This window comes from Paracoccus aestuariivivens, from assembly GCF_009711225.1.
Lineage (GTDB): Bacteria > Pseudomonadota > Alphaproteobacteria > Rhodobacterales > Rhodobacteraceae > Paracoccus > Paracoccus aestuariivivens.
The window spans coordinates 1-17,159 of record NZ_WMIE01000034.1; the positions used below are offsets into that span (position 1 = coordinate 1).

General features: G+C 59.3%; 10 protein-coding genes and 2 pseudogenes. 5 read left to right on the forward strand and 7 right to left on the reverse strand.

Features of this window, described 5'->3' with window-relative positions:
* Window positions 1–435: 435 nt before the first annotated feature.
* Window positions 436–1,461 (reverse strand): annotated as a pseudogene (locus GL286_RS22720) (aromatic amino acid lyase).
* Between the two features lie 363 nt (window positions 1,462–1,824).
* Here GL286_RS22720 and GL286_RS21280 point away from each other — a divergent pair.
* A complete protein-coding gene (locus tag GL286_RS21280; protein ID WP_155097579.1) occupies window positions 1,825–4,770 on the forward strand; it encodes a tetratricopeptide repeat protein in 2,946 nt (981 codons plus the stop codon).
* A gap of 124 nt (window positions 4,771–4,894) precedes the next feature.
* Here GL286_RS21280 and GL286_RS21285 read toward each other — a convergent pair whose 3' ends face one another.
* From GL286_RS21285 to GL286_RS21310, 6 genes and pseudogenes are all read right to left on the reverse strand, one after another.
* Window positions 4,895–5,155: an isochorismatase family protein gene (locus GL286_RS21285; RefSeq protein ID WP_155097580.1), complete on the reverse strand. Its 261-nt coding sequence runs from the start codon at window positions 5,153–5,155 to the stop codon at window positions 4,895–4,897.
* 6 nt (window positions 5,156–5,161) lie between these two features.
* A pseudogene (locus GL286_RS21290) lies at window positions 5,162–5,780 on the reverse strand (transposase); the annotation flags it as partial.
* A 572-nt stretch (window positions 5,781–6,352) separates the two neighbouring features.
* Complete coding sequence (locus GL286_RS21295; RefSeq protein WP_155097581.1) at window positions 6,353–7,171, reverse strand: SDR family oxidoreductase; 819 nt, start codon at window positions 7,169–7,171, stop codon at window positions 6,353–6,355.
* Window positions 7,168–8,730 carry a tripartite tricarboxylate transporter permease gene (locus tag GL286_RS21300; protein WP_211596471.1) on the reverse strand — a complete coding sequence of 521 codons (1,563 nt, stop codon included), beginning with the start codon at window positions 8,728–8,730 and terminating at the stop codon, window positions 7,168–7,170. Before GL286_RS21300 ends, GL286_RS21295 begins: the two co-directional genes overlap by 4 nt.
* The gene (locus tag GL286_RS21305) at window positions 8,727–9,191 is read right to left on the reverse strand and encodes a tripartite tricarboxylate transporter TctB family protein (RefSeq protein WP_155097582.1); all 465 of its coding nucleotides are present in this window, start codon (window positions 9,189–9,191) and stop codon (window positions 8,727–8,729) included. The genes GL286_RS21300 and GL286_RS21305 overlap by 4 nt, the downstream gene beginning before the upstream one ends.
* A 9-nt stretch (window positions 9,192–9,200) precedes the next feature.
* Complete coding sequence (locus GL286_RS21310) at window positions 9,201–10,184, reverse strand: tripartite tricarboxylate transporter substrate binding protein (RefSeq protein WP_155097583.1); 984 nt, start codon at window positions 10,182–10,184, stop codon at window positions 9,201–9,203.
* A 160-nt stretch (window positions 10,185–10,344) separates the two neighbouring features.
* On the opposite strand from GL286_RS21310, the gene GL286_RS21315 reads away from it, so the two are divergent.
* The 4 genes from GL286_RS21315 to GL286_RS21330 all read left to right on the forward strand — a co-directional run bounded on the left by GL286_RS21315 (window position 10,345) and on the right by GL286_RS21330 (window position 16,849).
* Window positions 10,345–11,091, forward strand: a complete 747-nt coding sequence (locus GL286_RS21315) for a FadR/GntR family transcriptional regulator (RefSeq protein ID WP_170295349.1) — start codon at window positions 10,345–10,347, stop codon at window positions 11,089–11,091.
* The gene (locus GL286_RS21320; protein WP_155097585.1) at window positions 11,084–11,743 is read left to right on the forward strand and encodes an RraA family protein; all 660 of its coding nucleotides are present in this window, start codon (window positions 11,084–11,086) and stop codon (window positions 11,741–11,743) included. Before GL286_RS21315 ends, GL286_RS21320 begins: the two co-directional genes overlap by 8 nt.
* A 267-nt stretch (window positions 11,744–12,010) precedes the next feature.
* Window positions 12,011–12,553, forward strand: a complete 543-nt coding sequence (locus tag GL286_RS21325; RefSeq protein ID WP_155097586.1) for a DUF6212 domain-containing protein — start codon at window positions 12,011–12,013, stop codon at window positions 12,551–12,553.
* Window positions 12,554–12,721: 168 nt separating this feature from the next.
* Complete coding sequence (locus GL286_RS21330; RefSeq protein ID WP_155097587.1) at window positions 12,722–16,849, forward strand: glycosyltransferase family 2 protein; 4,128 nt, start codon at window positions 12,722–12,724, stop codon at window positions 16,847–16,849.
* The last annotated feature ends 310 nt before the right edge of the window (window positions 16,850–17,159 follow it).

Genomic DNA, 17,159 nt, shown 5'->3' on the forward strand with positions numbered 1-17,159 from the left:
GTCAGGTTGGTGAGCGGGCGCCTCATGACATCCTCCTGAAGTGCATCAGGAATCTATCCAGTGATGCTTTCCAGAATGGAATGTGCCACTACGGCAAGTTGTTGCGCGGTAATGAGAATTATGTATTATAGCAATAATATTATCGTCAACCGAACTTGGAGATTTCGTGAGGAGAGTCATATCAAAACGATGCTCCAAACACATTCGGTCGAGACCGGTTGCAACAAGTCGGTGGTTGCATATCGATATTGGCACGTTGGCTGCGATCCATACGAGCTCGCAGCCTTGGTTGCAGGAGCTTTCGCTGCGCAACGCGTTCATATTCTCCGAGCATATTGTCGGAATACCGTTCGGCACCGGAACTAGGATATCTTGAGGCAGATTGATGACCTTGGGGTCGGGACCATGCTATACGTTACATCCTAGCCTTATATCCTACCAATGGCGCGGTAGTTCGACGCGATCAGGCTCGACCCTGAGGTCGTAGCGAAACGTCGGATGGGCGTTCATGCATTCGCCCTTGTCCGGGCCGAACCCTTGATACGCTATGCCGCTTTGGCGGAACACAGCGCAGGAATACTCAGGGAGCGCGTACGGCTGAAGCAAATGGTTGCGACCCGAACCGCTGGCTATTGGCCACAGCCTAGTATAGCGAGTTCGGAATAGTGCAACGCGACGCGCCTGACATGAGCATGGGTTGCGGTTACGCTGGGGATCTGACACTGTTTGTGCCGACACGTTCACGGCCTGCGCCGCGCAGATCAGTTCGATGGCCAGCAGAATCTCGAAATTGTCGAGAATGCGATGCAGCTTTTCGGCGACCGTCGTGTTGTCGGTTGCGCTCGCGAGTTCCCGAGAGCCGATATCATCGGCTTGTTGCATCATGGTGCGTGCGACTGCGTGGACATGCGGCACGGCGCGCAGGCTCATCGAGTCCTGCGTGCGGTTGGGCAATAGAGACGGCCAATGCCCTTCAAGTGCGTCGCGCATCCCCAGCGCGACCAGCTACAGTTCGTGATCATGCCGCAGTTGGATAGCGGTTGCGGGAAAGGGCGCGGCCTGCTGGCCCAGTTCCGAATATGTCAGAGACGCGCTGGCATCTGACCAATCACAAACACGGGCCAGCGCCGGACTGGCAAGGCCTTTCGAGCATAGTGTACCGTTGACAAAACTCAGCTCCCTCTTTGCCTTAAGCACCAGCGGTTTCAGACCCGCGATGGCAAATGCTTGGCCAGCCTGAACGGTTTTGCCGTTGTGGATCACGGCGCACTCGTCGATCAGCAGCTGCCCAATCTGCGCACCGTAAGTCAGATAGCTGACCGGTCCACGTGTGGATGACCGGAAGCATGCCCGAATTTTGAAATGCAACCAGATGCCCGAATACCTGCTTCTGACTTCTGATCCGCCGAACATGGAACGGTGATCATGACGAAGCCCGTCGGTGATGTGCGGCCATCGCATATCGGTTTGAGCCCCCGTTTCAATGACATGCGACACGCGCCAACTGGAATGCCGGACCAAGGCATAAAACGATAACAACCCAAAGCCGGATCTGACGCTAGGGAGCAGCGAGCATCGCCAGATCACAGCCGGTGCGATCGGAAATCTGGTCGTGCATGATCGCAGCCCTGATCGACAGGGACGCGCCACCGATACGGAGACGGGTTTGGTTGAAAAGTCATGTTTTGATAGCCCACAAGCTCGCAGGGTCACGGCATTTTTCCGAGACAAGCGCAGCCAAATGCCATACTCGGAATATGTCGCACGACTGTTCCCGCTTTTCGCATAACGCACATACGCCGAATTTAATCACGACGGATAAAGATGAGCCCGAACGAGAAAGCACCCGACACCATTCCGTCGGACGACCAGACCGACAATTTTGACAATCACACCGCAGCTGCGATTGCACTTATTTCCCCCCATACCCCTGATGTGGCCGACAATGACCGGCGTCTTGAACTGGCGGGCATTTTCCGAAAAGACGGCAATCACGAGATGGCCCAGGCGCTGTATCAGGCAGTTCTTGAAACCGAACCTCTCAACCGTAAGGCATTGCGCCAGCGCGCTGCTTGTAGCCTTGATGCGCGGAAGCTAGATCAAGCGCTGCAAGAGACGGAAGACGCACTTGTTCTGTTGCCGGGTGACCCTGTGTTGCAGCAGACAAAGTCGAAAATCCTCCAACGACGGGAAAACTCCCAGGTCCTGACCGCCGCACGCCAGCATTTGCGGGACGGAAATTGGGCCAGCGCTGCTCAGATCCTTGATGATCATCTGGCTGCCTATCCCGATCATGCGGCCGCAATTACCCTGCGAGCGTTCACGGCGTCGAAAGCTGACAATCTGCAGGATGTTTTGCAGTTTTGCAGTCGCGGGCTGGCACTGGAGCCTTTCCATACGGGAATGCTGTCGATGCGGGCCGAAGCGTTGACCAGAACGGGGCAGCCCGAGTTGGCACGCGAACAGCTTGAGGCTGCGTATTGTACGAACTCCGCGCTTGGCGAGGGCGCGATATTTGCCTTGGCCGAAGCGCGATGCGCTGCAGGAGATGAAAGGGCGGCCGACACGCTGCTTTGCGAGTTTCTTGCCAAATCAGCGGGCAATCCGCAGGCGCATCTAGCCCGTATCCGTAACGCGCTGGCGATGGGGGATATCGATGGCGCGCTGGACCGCTGCGAAGCCGCGCTGAAGGACCATCCGGACGACATCCGGTTCCTTAGCCGAAAGGCGCTTGCTTTGTCTCGGGCAGATGTGCCGGATAAGGTGCTGGAACTTCTGGATAACCTTCCTGACGAAGACAGGCGCGGGCCGCCGCTGCAACGTCTGATGGCGGCGAGTTTGCTGGCGCTGGGACGCCATGACGAAGCGCAAAGCATTCTGCAGGATCTGTTGTCTCGGGACGCCACGGATCGGGAAGCCTCGAACATGCTGACCGAACTGATTGATTGCGTTTCTGGCAGCGCGGCAGCGCTTCAACACCTGGAGTGCGCGCCGGTTCATCCGACGACCGGCGACAGCCAATCCGTGACGGATCAATCGGCTTCTGCTGCCGACATGGCCAAGCAGCAGCCTGCGGCGCTGCTGAAATATCTTCAGCTTTGCCTGCGTTCGGGCAGGACCGATCAGGCGCGCCAGATCATGGAGCGGCTCGGCGAACTGGGGCCTGACTGGACCACACCCCAGCTTATCGTTCTGACCGGTCTGGCGCAAAAGACGGGCAATATGAATGTGGTCGTCGCATCGCTTAGTTCCGCGCTGTCGCACGACGGGTTGTCGCCGGTCATGGCGTTGAACGTGCTGCGCATGGCGCAAGCTTCGGGAATTGATCAGATTGCGGAAAAAGTCCGCGACGCGCTTGAACCCAGACTTACGCAAATCGAACGGGCCACGTTCCGTTTGCAAAGCGATCTGACGATCTACGGACCGCAGGAAACCTTGGCGCGGCTGCGAATGATACCTGTCGGGCGGCGAGGCCCGACACAGGCCGAAGTCATCGCGGAATTGCTTTCAAAGGCTGGCAAGCGGGCCCTGTGTCTGCGTTACCTGCGGTTTTGTCGCAGGCGTTGGCCGAACTCGCTTGCTCTGTTGAAACAGCAGATCGCGGCGTTGAACCGTTTTGGCGCCGCCGAAATAGCGCTGGACGTGATCGATCAGTTGTCGGAATCTGGCGGCGGTCCCGTGAAGAACGCACAAAGAGTCAGTTCGCTGATCTCGCTTGGCCGCCTTGAGGACGCGTTGAAGCATATCGACAAAATGGGGACCAGAAACCGCAGGATGATCGGCAGTCAGGCCGAGATGCTGATCCGGTTGGCGCTTGGAGATGCCATTGGAGCGGCGGCTCTTGTCGATGCGGTTGTCGCCGAAAGCGGGAGAAGCGACCGCACGATGGCGCGGTTCAGGACCACGCATCTCGGGGCCATGCTCAATGAGTTGCAACTGATCGAACGCGCGCGATCCATGGACGACGAGATGGCGGACGACCACTCCGAAGACATGGTAGCAAGTTTCTATTTTCCCGCGCGGCAGGTCATCAGTCGCTGGCAATCACGATCCCAGCCGCGTCGGGATGCGGGCGCGGATTGCGCTATCCCACGGCGGATCGTCCAGTATTGGGACCAAGAAGAGCCGCCTGCAGCAATCGCGGCTTTGATGAAAAGCTGGCAGCACGTCGCGGGCTACAGCTACCAGCGTTACAACCGTCGCACGGCGACTGCGTTCCTTGCCGAGCGTTTTGACATGTTGCACGTTCGTGCCTTCCGTTTGGCGAATGGTCCGTCCGAGGAATGCGACTTCCTGCGTCTTTGCCTGCTGCTTGCCGATGGCGGGATCTATGCCGATGCCGACGATCTTTTGCTTGGCGATCTAGATGAACTGCGCCTGAAGGCGCGCAATGTCGTGTTGTACCGCGAGCGTTTCGGCGCGATCGGCAATAACTTTCTGGCAACATCTCCGGGACACCCGCTATTTCGGCGTGCCGTTGATATGGCTCGTGAATCCTTGCTCGCGCGTGAGAACGATCTCACATGGTCCAAGCTGGGTCCGGGGCTGATGACACGAGCGACCGGCGTACACCTGATGACCGAGCGAGACGACGATCTTGCGGTGATCAGCGAACAGGAACTCGCTCGGACGGTTCAGATCCACATGGCTCTGCCCTATAAGACAACGCCAGCTTACTGGAACAGCAAGGATGGGCGGATCCCTCATGAGGTCATGAAGGTGCTGACGGATTTCTGCTTCCCTGCCGGAAAACAGGCTGAAGCGTCCTGAGTACCCGCGGGAACATTGCAGCTCGTCGGTGGCGCTAGAGATTAATCGACCGGTCCTTGACGGGCGGATAATTCCCCGCCAAGGGGCGCGAAAATGGATACCGGATTCAACGCAAAGTTTTCAGTCATACCAGAATCTCGTCTGCGTCGCCGACATAGGCATATTTTTGCTGCGTGTTGTATAGGTTCGCGTCTTGGGGAGCCTGCGCCCGACCGGCGCAGCAGTCAGCGGACACCAGAACGTTGAAGCCGGATTGCACCGCATCGACAACCATCGCCCGAACGCAGCTCAAAGTAGTGGCTCCAGTCCCGACGACCCGAATGGTGCGGCGCGGGATGAGGAGATCCTGCCCCCAGACGGCCATGCCTTCGATCCCAATATTCATTATCTATATCAGCCCATTATGCCAATCACGATCGACGCAGATCGCCGCCAAGACCGAAATATTGGTGGCCTTCTTATCCAACCTGGTCTTGATGACGGTGCCCTCGAGAACGATCCGCACGTTATCCTCTCCGGCCAGATCGCCGCTGGACTAGGCATCCCAATCGACCTTCCCTGTCCGCCAGGCTCGGCTGACCACATCTTTGCTCACGGCCCCTTCGAGCAGGCCAAACAGAGCCCGCTGCGTCTCCGCGTGTTGGTCTCTGCCAGATAGTGCGCGGCAATCAGGGCCTCGACCTTCTTCGTCAGAGGCTGGCAGCGCGGCAGCGCCTTCGAGCACCGTCCGGTGATTGTGCCCGCCTCAATCTAGATCCGCGCGCGCGACACCCGAACCGTCTCGGTGCCGAATGTGCCGATCAGCCGCCTGTCGTGATGCCAGTGGCGGTAGCCTTTGGCTCTGTCCTCGCCGAGGCCGTAAGGCAGGCGGCCGAGAAGCTCGGCCAGTTCTTCTTCAAGCAACGCCTCAATCGTCGCGCGGACATCCCCCGCAGACGGCCTTCGGTCGGATCAAAATCCGAGGCCTCAAGCAGTGGTGCGGGGCGCGAGCGGTCGGTAATCTCGTTCATGGCGTTCGGGCCGCGCCTTGGAGCGATGGCGGCTTTGGCCCTCACTCTCCTTGGTGGTTGCAACCGCCGTTTGGGTGGGTGTGGGCCCACGCGGAGATCATGCCGCCTTCGATTTTCTACCATTTCCGGGGCGAAGCCACGCGGCTTCACCATTTTTCCGATGCCCCGTGCAAGTCCGCTTATTCAATCGAATAACAACAAGAAAAATGTCTGCATACAAATGAAGCTTTCCGATTTTCTGGGATGCTGTCCGCTCGTCTTCCAGGGTTACCATCTACGCTTCCATGGCGCGCAGCACACCGATCGCACGAACAGGCGGGCCGACCGTCGTCCGAGACCGTGAACGTTTCGGATTGTGCTATGCCGCATCCGAATTTTGGGCATTTGAGCGTCAGGTTCTCTCGCATACCCACAAGCAACATCCCGCAGAGATTGACGGTAATCTGGCAGTCGCAGCAGTTGATCTGCAGAGCCACGGAAACCGTCATTTGCGGCACAGCCCACAGTTATCCGTTCCATTATGGAGCACCAGCAGCGCAAATGCCGCCGCCGGTGCAAGATGCCCTACCAGATCACCAAGAGGTGAAACCTCCGTCCAGTACCAGATTGGCGCCGGTCATGTAGCTTGACGCCTCGGAGCCAAGGAACTGTACGATCGGCCCGAACTCCTCGATCTCGGCCTGCCGACCCATCGGCACGCGTTCAAGAAAGGCCTCGATGAACTCCTTGTCGAAACTGCCCGTCTTGACGCCGCCGAATGTCACGAGATTCACCCGCACGCCCGACTTGGCCCAATAAGTCGCAAGATAACGCGTCATGTTCAGCAGGCCCGACTTGGACGCCGCATAAGAGATCGCCTTGATGAACGGCTTTCCGTCGCGCTTTTCGCGATAGGCGTATAGCGCCTGATTGGGCGAAACCATGCCATACATCGAGCCGACCATGATGATCGAGCCCCTACCCTCCTCGGCCATGCGAGAGCCGACGACCTGCGTGGTCAGCATGACGCCGGTCAGGTTCGTGTCGATCACCTCGTCCCAGTATTTCTGCGGATAAATTTCGAAGGGGGCGTTCTGGTCCGCGTCGCCATTGGGCTTGCTGTCGATGCCCGCATTGTTGATCAGGATATGCGGCACACCCCACTCGGCGATCAGTTGATTTGTCGCGGCCTCCAGCGCGTCCTTGTCGGTGACGCTGGCGACATAGACGCGGATGCGGTCGGCGTAAGCGGGGAATTTCTCGGCGATCTGCTCGGTGGTAAAGGGACGGCGGCTGAAGATCGCGACTTTTGCACCGCCCTCGGCCAGCGTCTTGCAGAATTGCGTGCCAAGCTGGCCCAGCCCGCCGGTTACGACGGCTATGCGGTCCTCGATTGAGAATGCCTTGGTCATCTATTGGCTCCTTCCTGGATAATGGCCTTGCTTGCCGGCTCGGCAGCGACGGGATCGGATAGCGGTTTGGCGGATTTGCGCCGCAGGGCGCGGAAAACGCTGAAAACGATGATCGAGCAGACCAGCACGCCCAGAGCCGCCGCGACGGGGCGCTGGAAAAAGCCCAGTAGGTTTCCGTGCGAGATCTGCATCGACATGATGAAGTTGCGCTCGAGCACCGGTCCCAGCACCAAACCAAGGATAACGGGGGCGATGGGAAACTGGTTTCGCTCCATGACGTAGCCGACGATGCCCGCGACGATCATCGTGCCGACTCCGAACAGGCTGTTGTTGACGGCATAGGAGCCGATGAAGCAGCAGATCAGGATCATCGGCACAATCACCGAACGCGGCACCGACAACACGCGGCGGGATGCCTTGATCGCAAGATAGCCCAGCGGGAACAACAGCAGGTTCGCGACAAAAAAGCTGAGGATGATCGAGGTCGGCATGACCGGATTCTCGACGAACAGCCTTGGGCCGGGGGCTACGCCCTTCATGAACAGGACGCCGACCGCGATGGCGGTGACCGCATCGCCAGGAATGCCGAAGACAAGGGCGGGTATCCATGCGCTGGAAAGCCCCGCGTTATTCGATGAGGTTGCCTCGATCAGCCCTTCCGGATGGCCGGTGCCGAATTTCTCGGGCGTGCGAGAGAAGCGCCGGCTCATGCCATAGGCGATCCATGCCGCCAGATCGCCACCGACTCCCGGCAATGCCCCGATGGCCGATCCGAGCGTGGTCCCCCTGATCAGGCTCAGCGGATATCGCGCGACAAGGCCGAACATACCCCGATAGGGCACGAAGACCTCGCCTTTCGGCAGTTTCGGCATTTCGAAGGCACTGGCGGAAAAGCCACGCAGGATTTCCGACATGGCGAACATACCGATCATCACGGGGATGAAGCTGACGCCGCCGGACAGTTCGACGCTGCCAAAGGTGAAACGGGGCTGTCCCGTGGTCACGTCAAGTCCGACTGTCGAGACCAGCAGCCCCAGCAGCAACGAGACGCCACCCTTGGCCGGTTGCGGACTGCTGACAAGGGCGCAGGTCAGCAGGCCAAGGCAGGCCAGCCAGAAAAACTCGAAGCTCGAAAAATTCAGGGCAACGCGTGCCAGCAGCGGGCCGGACACCAACAGGACCATCGCCCCGATCAGCCCGCCGGTCGCCGAGAAGAAAAAGCCCAGCGACAACGCCTCGCTGGCGCGGCCTCGCCGCGTCATGGCATAGGCCTCGTCAGTATAGGCGGCAGAGGCGGGCGTGCCGGGAATGCGCAGCAGGACGCCCGGAATATCCCCCGCCGTGATCGCCATCGCGGTCGAGGACACGATCAGCGCGATGGCCGGCAGCGGCTCCATGTAAAAAGTCAGCGGCACCAGAAGCGCCGTGGCCATGGTCGCCGTCAGTCCGGGCAGCGCGCCGATGAACAGGCCATATCCGGCACCGATCAGGATCGAGGCCAGAACATTCAGTTGCAGCACGTTCACCAGCGCCTGCGACAACACATCGAAGCTCATCATAGCACGGTCCCCAATGGTCCCACGGGCAGATCGACGAACATGATCCGGGTGAACGCCAGATGCAGGGCAAGCACGAAAAGCGGAGCGACCAATGCCACGGTCAGGGGCCGTGCGCCCATCAACACCATCAGCCCCGCCATGAAGATCATGCCGAACAGCGGGAAGCCCAGCGACTCGAACAAAAACAGCCCCGCGCAAAGGCCAAGCACGACCCAAAGAGCGGCCAGCAGGTTGCGTGGAGAAACCCGCCAGTCGTCGAAACTGGCAAGCGGCCCGGCCTCGCGTAGCCCCGCCCGCGTCAGAAAGACGCCGAACAGCGCAAGGCCGCAGCCGCAGATCGCAGGCATCAGGTCCGCGCCGAAACGCACTCCCGGCACGTCTGGGATGCGCAGAGCGGCAAGGACCACCCCCGCCCCGAGCAGGACAAGCCCGGGGCCGAATATTCTATCGCTGAGCTTCATCGTTCCGCCTTACTTGGCTAGTCCCGCCGAGGTCATCGCCTCGCCCAGACCGGTTGCGGCGGATTGGACGGTGGCCTGGAACGCCGCGCCGTCCTGAAAGGCGACCGAGAAACCGCGCGAGGCCATGAATTTCTGGAACTCCGCATCCTCGGTCAGATCCTTCAACGCTGCGCCGACCTTCTCGACTACTTCCGGCGGCAAGTCCTTGGGACCGGCCAGACCGCGGAACGGCAAGGGCGACCAGGCGATATTCAAAGCCTCGTCCGCGGTCGGCAGGTCGGGATACAGGCTGCTGCGCTCGCCCGAGATCAGGGCCAGTGTCTTGGCCTCACCGGCATCCACCAGCGCGCGCGCTTCGGCGGGCGATGTCGATACTACCTGGATCGCGCCCGCGGCGAGTTGCTGCAGTGCCGGAGCAGACCCATCCGAGGCCACCCAATTCGCCTTGACCGGATCGACGCCGACCTTGCCCAGCATTCCGACCCAAGCCAGATGCGACAGCCCGCCCCGGTTCGCGCCCGAGGCCGCGACGTTGGCCGGATCGGCCTTGACCGCCTCGATAAGCCCACCCAGATCCGCATAAGGTGCATCGGCACGGACATTGACCGCAATCGCATCGGCGTTGAAGCGGCCGAGATAGGTGAAATCCTCGGGGGCGACACCGGGCAGGCCTTGCGATTTGTACATCGCGCTTTCGATGGTGATCACGCCCAGAGTGTAGCCATCCGGCTTGGCCTGAACGATGGCGCTGTGACCGACAAGACCGCCGCCGCCGGTGCGGTTCACTACGTTGAATGGTTGGCCCAGACGTTTCTCCAGCCCTTCGGCCACAGCCCGTGCCGTGGCATCCGTACCGCCGCCTGCTGCCCAAGGAACGATGATGGTCACGGCCTTTTCGGGCCAGTCGGCAAGTGCCGTGGTCGCCGTGAGCGTCAGCAACAGGCCGGCAGCGCCAAGCACGCGCCCGACAAATGCGGGTGTCTTGAAAGTCATGGGTCTCTCCTCCCCCTTGATGATCCGCGTCGTCAGCCTCCTCGCCTGCGACACTTGACATATGACTTATGTCATAAGTAACCTAAGCCCAGCCCGCAGCTTGCGTCAACAGCGCAGATTGCAGTCCCTACAAGAACTGAATGCCAGGAATCCGACGCATATGAAGGCCGCACAGATCGCCCAGCGTGATCGACTACATGCCACTGTCTCGGCCGCGATCGAGGCCCGAATCCTTGGTGGTGAACTCAAGATCGGCGATAAGCTTGAATCGGAAAGTGCCATCGCGAAGGAATTCGGCGTCTCGACCCGCGCCGTCCGAGAAGCGATCCAGACCCTCGAAACCAAGGGACTGGTGCAACGCCGCCATGGGGATCGCACGACCGTCGTCCGCGAGGATGTTGGCGAGTTTCTGGACGCGCTTGCAGTTACCGTGAGGCAGCGGCTGGCAAGCGATCCGGCCTATCTCGAAGAGATGATGGCAGCCCGTCGGATGATCGAAACCGAGGTGCTGGAAATGCTTTGCGCCAGCCCCGAGCCCATCGCTCTGCCGGTGACCGAGGCGCTGGACCGGATGCGACACGCGCGCGATGATGGTGATTTCGCGGCCTTTGTGGATGCCGATGCCGCATTCCATCTCGCGTTGGTCCACTCGACGAAAAACCGCATTCTTTCAATTATATATGACAACTTCGCCACGCTGATCGGCGAAGTCATCCAACTGACCAGCCGCGTTCCGACAAAATCGCTGGACGCGGCTTATGACGAACACGCGGAAATCTACGAATGCCTGCGCCGCCGTGACGAGGTCGGGGCCAAGGCCCTGATGCGCGCGCAGATCGACAACAGCGCCCGCTATCTGCGGATCGCAATCGACAAGGCCCATAAGGAGGAGAGTGGGAATGCCTGATTTTGACTATACGGATACCGATTGGCAGGCGATCGAGCGCCTTTCGAAATGGTACTCCGGCGACATCCATGACAGCATGGAGGCGCTTGGCCTTTGGGGGCATCTTGACGGCATTCGGCTGCTTGGTGCTTTGGGTGATGGCGAGGTGGTCTGCGGTCCTGCTGTCACCGTGCTGTTCGGCCCTTCCGACCGCAAGGGCGAACCTCAGGATGTCTATCACAATGCCATCGACAACGCACCAAAGGGCGGAATCCTCGTCTGCGATGCGTCCTGCGCGCCGGGTTCCTGCTCGGGCGAATTGATGAGCACCGGCGCAAAAAACCGTGGCGCGGCAGCGACCATCGTCAACGGCACCGTGCGCGACCTCGCGCAAGTGCGCAAGCTTGGATACCCCCTGTTCGGGCTTGAACCCAGCCCTGTCGGCGTGACGGGCAAAAAGGAGCCGATCGAGGCGCAGGTTCCGATCACGATCGGTCGGGTCACGGTCCGACCCGGCGACGTGATCTTCGGCGATATCGACGGAGTGGTCTGCATTCCGAAAGAACATCTCGGCGCGGTCGCCGATCAGGCCGACATGCTTGGCGTCCATGAGGCCGCTGCCCGCGACCGCATCCTGTCAGGGGAAAAGCTGCAATCGGTCTGGCCTGCGTAATCGACTGCCTTGAAGCGCGTGCAGGGCCAGATTTGCTTTGCCCTGCATGCCCGTTCCTTTCCTCGCGAAACAGCACGAAAATCAGGCTGACCGGTCAGCAAAAGCTCGCCTGAAATGGTAAAGATCGGGGAGTTGGCTTGTTGCAGGATCAATATTCCGTTAAGAAAAACGGGTCAGAGTTTCTCTCGGTACCATGTTCGGCACGGTCTTGATCCGCGCAAGCTTTCCCCTCGCCCCTCTTTCTGGAACCTTTGCATAACTAATCCGATGAGCGTGATCTCTCTCAAAACATTGGCCAACGCCGAAGCAATCGTCCCGAGATACACCGGCAGTACCGATCTGCGTCTGCGTCCCCGAGACCTGCCAGCCCCTGAACTTCTCAGCGACGTCTCGGAGTTCCGCGGCTATTTTTCGACCGACTACTGGGAAGCCGAAGACGCGATGTTCCTTCACCCTCCGGTCGAGAGCACGATCTGTGCCGTCCTGCGGGGCGTCAAGATCGGCGATTACAGCGACATCTCGGTATCGGTTCACGCACAGCGTCTGGACGGGCCGGTGCTGTCCTTGGCGATTGGGATCGCAAAGGTCGGGGCAGCGGATAGCACGAACTGGCAAAGCCATGTCGGGGCGTACCGGCATGTCCTTCCCGGCCGCTGGGCCGTGGTCAACAAGTCCATCCCTTCGCAGTTGCAGGGCAAGCAATGCGATATCCTGATTTCGGCGCAAGCCGTCGGGCGTCAGGGAAATGACAACGCATGGGCGCTGTTCCGCCGATTCGGCTTCTCGATGCAGGATCAGAAGACGTCCTGAGCGCACGGCCGCCGCTTGGATGCCTGAAGAAAATGATCGGTTGCCATGGCGACACGCGAGGCTAATATTCCGGCCTTGCGCTCGGCGGGATGTCTACCAATGACATGGCGCGGATCGGGTGGTCGCGGATCTGACGCTTCCGCTTATGAAGAAGAATAGGGAACGACCTTGCTAGACTACAATATTAAGGATGTGTCCGAGTTCTGGTGCTCGATTGATTGGTCGATCAGTTCCGAAGCAGAGATCGTTCTGAAGTCTGTCGAAGGCGTTCTGGGTAGCCTGAAAGTCAGCCTCGCTGATGGTGTCGTGGCGCTGAACATCCTGAACGAGGACGCTGTTTCGGGGATTGGCAGCAGTGCCCTTCCGGTCAATCACTCATCCTCGCATCTGGCGATCGAACTGATCCGAGACGACAGCGGACGCTTCCACGCAATCGACCTGAAACTGGACGGCCAGCCCGCAGCGATGGTCGATTTGACCCGGCTCGCCGAATTACCACAGCTTGAATCGCTGACCTGTCGCGGGGCCGTCATTCCGGTTTCGTGTGGAATGTGGCCGATCAGCGCCTCGATTTCGTCAGAGAATGCCAACCTTTACCTAGGGAATTACCTGACCCTGAGGGGCTTCATCAAGACGACGGATACCGACAAGCTGGATGCAATCCTGTTGGTCGAAGAGCAGGGCCAGTCCATTCCACTGACTGCAGCGCTGGATGATTCCGACCCGCAGACCGATGCAAGTTCCTGGAGCATCGAAGTGCCGTTGCCGGGCTGGATCTGGGAAGGCTCGGAGGATTCCGTAACGATCTGTCTGCGATCTCATGGCAACGATCTTGCCCGTCTGGTGATCGGCAAGGCCGATATCCTGCAACGGATCGAAACGATCGCCGCCGAGATCGACCCCGAGCGTGACGCGTCCAATTCGCTCTCACTGGTCGAACATGTCGTCTACGGAGAATTCCGGTCCTCGCTGAGCCTTACTGCCTCGCTTTTTCTCGAACGCGCCGCGTCAACCTATGGCGTGCAGGATTTTGTCGCGACCAGCACCGAGCCCGCGCCGACCCTCGCCAAGAAAAGCAACCATGCGTCCAAAGCCCCCAAGATCGGCTCGGTCGCCGTGACCAAGGCGGTTGAATTGGGGGCTGCAACAGTCAACTCCGATCCGACGGACATCCCCCCCGCGCTTGACCGGATCGTCAAAAGCTTCAGCCTCGACAACCGGCAAAGATGCGATTTTTATCTGCAACTGACCGAGACGTTTGTCCTGTCGCAGAAATTCGACAAGCTTTGGGAAAGTGCGTCCCGCAATGCCGACATCCCGTCGCTGCCCAATGGCGACAACTGGATGCAGTCGGTCACCCTGCCCTATCTGGCCCATACGAGACGTTACCGTGAAGTCGCCGATATCCTCTGGGGCCTGAATCCGGAATCCGGCTGGCTCGTGACGCCCGGCATAGCCTATGCCACGCGCTGGCTTGTCTCTCAGGACGCCCCGAACGGTGAAGCCGAAGAAACTCTCCGCCGGATCCTGTACGGATACATGCATCTCGTGCGACAGTTGAAGGCGTCCTATTGGGGCCGCGCCCAATGCAGCGAGTTGATCCGGACCTCGGCTTATCTTGTCGCATCCGGCAGACGCTTTCCGACGCATGTCCGCGACGATATCGAAACCTTCGCGCTGGAATGCCACGGTCTCAGTTCGGAGTTCTGGCGCCATATTGACGGCATATCGGAAGGCTCGGGGGCAGCTATCCGTCGCGCTTCCGCGCATTTCGGCCGGATCGAGGCCTATGCCGACGCGAAGATCGAGGATCGGGCGCCGCTCAAGGAAGATCTGCTCAACGCCTTGCGGTATTTCTTCAAGCATAACCATCAAGACGCCGTGCGCTTCCTGCTGGAGTTGCTTCCTTGTGACGAGCAATTGCAATGCATCACCGGTGACATTGCTGGGATGCAGCTTGGGCGCGAGCCGGCATTGCAGGAACTTGTCCGTGTCGTCGCGCACCCACTTTTTTCCGGCGACGGTGCGGAACATGTATCCGAGCTTCGCAGGGCGCTGAAGATCTGCGGCGCGGATGTCCCGCAGGTCGCCCCCCGCGACGCCGTGATCGATGCAGTCGCATCCTTGCGGGATTTCGAGCAAGCGCGGTTGCTTGGCGGTCAGTCCGGCAATGTCGATTTACTTTCTGTCGAACGGCAGATCACGGCACTGAACAGGGTCGGTGCGCAATCAAAAGCACTGGAACTTGCGCTGCTGCTTGTCGGAATGATGATCCGGCTGGGCGACGACGAAGGGGTCATCCGCGCCTGCGCAAAAGCCAATTCGATCATGACCGCGCATGGGGCACAGACCTCGACTGCGGGCATCCAATCGGCTCTGCGCGCGCTTAAGGCCACTGGTCCGAAATGGCAGCCGCTGGTCAGCGACCTGCTGCAGCGGATCTCGGGACCAGCCGAGACGCGGTTGGCCCCCACCAAGGCCGATCCGCTGACCGATGTAGGCCACGGACAGGCTTCGCAGGTTTTCGACACCATCGTCACGATCATTACCTGCCGGAAGTACATTGACGAGCGCGGTCCGGCCATCATGGACAGCTGGGCGCGCAAACTGCAGCATCTGGGCATTCCCTATGTCTTCGTCACTGGCGGAGACGAGGACAAACTGACCGGAGACCTGCTGCAACTGGGTTGTCCGGACGATTACGAGCATCTGCCGGAAAAGGTTCTGGCAACGATCCGCTGGGTCCACGAACACACGAATTTCAGCTTCATGCTGAAGATCGACGATGATTGCTTCCTGAATGTCGACGAGTTTTTCCTTGAGCACAGCTACAGGAACCACGACTACTATGGCCGCACGATCTATCGCCCGATTGGTGGCATGGATCGCATGTGGCATATGCAGAAATCGACGAGCCACCGCGCCCGCAAGGAACTCGACAAGTCGCCCGAGCCCTCGCTTTATGCCGATGGCGGCTCCGGCTACACACTGAGCCGAGTAGCGATGACCGAAATTCTTGGCCAGCTCGAAACCTCTTTCGGGGTGATGCTGAAGAACAGCTCATATATGGAAGACAAGCTGGTCGGGGATCTGCTGCAACTGTCCGGAATATCGATCGCCTCCGAGGGCTATAATGTGGCAGTCCTGCGTAAGCTGCCGCTGTCCGACAGGTCGATCGGGATGTTCTCGAACAGCTTCCTGCCCAGCCGCGTCTGGCCGGTCAAGCTGGCGCATCTCGACAAGCCCGAGATGTTCGCCAAGGCCGTCGAACAGTCCGATGCCTATACGCTGCGCCCCAGCAAGATCTGGCCGACCTTTGCGCCGCCGTTGACCGGCGCGAATACCAATGCGCTTGAGCTTGTCTCGGATCACGCCGGGGTTCCCGCGCTTTTGCGCCACGATCATGCCGTCGTCGCATGCGTCCGTAACGAGCGGCATATCATGCCCGCCTTCCTTGACCATTACCGGAAACTCGGGGTCAAATCGTTCCTCATCTCGGACAACTGCTCGACCGACGGTACGCTGACATATCTGCTTGAGCAGCCGGATGTGGTCTGTTTCGCCTGCGACACCGAATATAAGAAATCCACCTTCGGAGTGGCTTGGCAACAGGCCCTGCTGGCGGGCTTCCGCACCGGATTGTGGTCTATCGTTGTCGATGCGGACGAGCTTCTGGTCTTCCCCGGATACAAGAACCGCCCGATCGCCGAATTTCTGGATGAGCAAGGCGCAAAGGGCCATGATGCGATCTGCTCGCTCATGCTGGACATGTATCCGAAAGGACCGCTCAGCGAATTCGACATCAGCCGGGACGATCCGTTCAAGGTTGCGGGTTATGTCGATAAGGAGCCGTTGCGCAGCGTCTGGTTCCACGGGCCCTATTCGAACTCACCGACTTGGACCAGCAGCTTGCGGCATCGGCTTGCGCCGCATTCAAGCGTGAACAGTTTCACATCGCAAAAGACCTGCATCCTGAAATACAAGCCGTGGATGCAACTCTCGGCCGGACTGCATTATGTCGGAGATGCGAAGATATCGCCAGAACTGGCCCTGTTGTGTCATTTCAAATATCATTCCGGTTTCCATAAAAAGGTTCTGGACGAAATAAACCGCAACCAGCATTTCGACGATTCAGCCGAATATCGCGCTTATGCCGATGCACTGGAAAGCGGCTTCAACGGGTTTTACGATGACGAAAACTCGACCCACTGGTCCGAGGCAAAAATCATTCGCGACGACCTGTCGAGCGTACCCGACCTCGTGCCCGGTCCCGTTCAAAAGAAAATCCGAAAATAAATACCTTAACTAACTATAAGACTGGTAAGCATGGAACGCGATATTGGCGGAGATGTTTCGGAACTGGTCCTTGATCGACAGTCTATGTCGACCCAGACCGTCAAACGGGGTGCAATTGTTCCGCCAAAAAATCCGCTTGTCGCCGCGCCGGGCGTCTATGGACCAGATGGTACCCCTATTGAGGGAGAAACGGGCGAAAGTTGGTGATGGCCTGAAGGGTGGCATATCAAGGCGGTGTTCAAGACGCCGTCAGTTCTCAGCAGAGAAAAGGATACGCCACATGTCATTGACTACCATCAAGCAGCTGCCC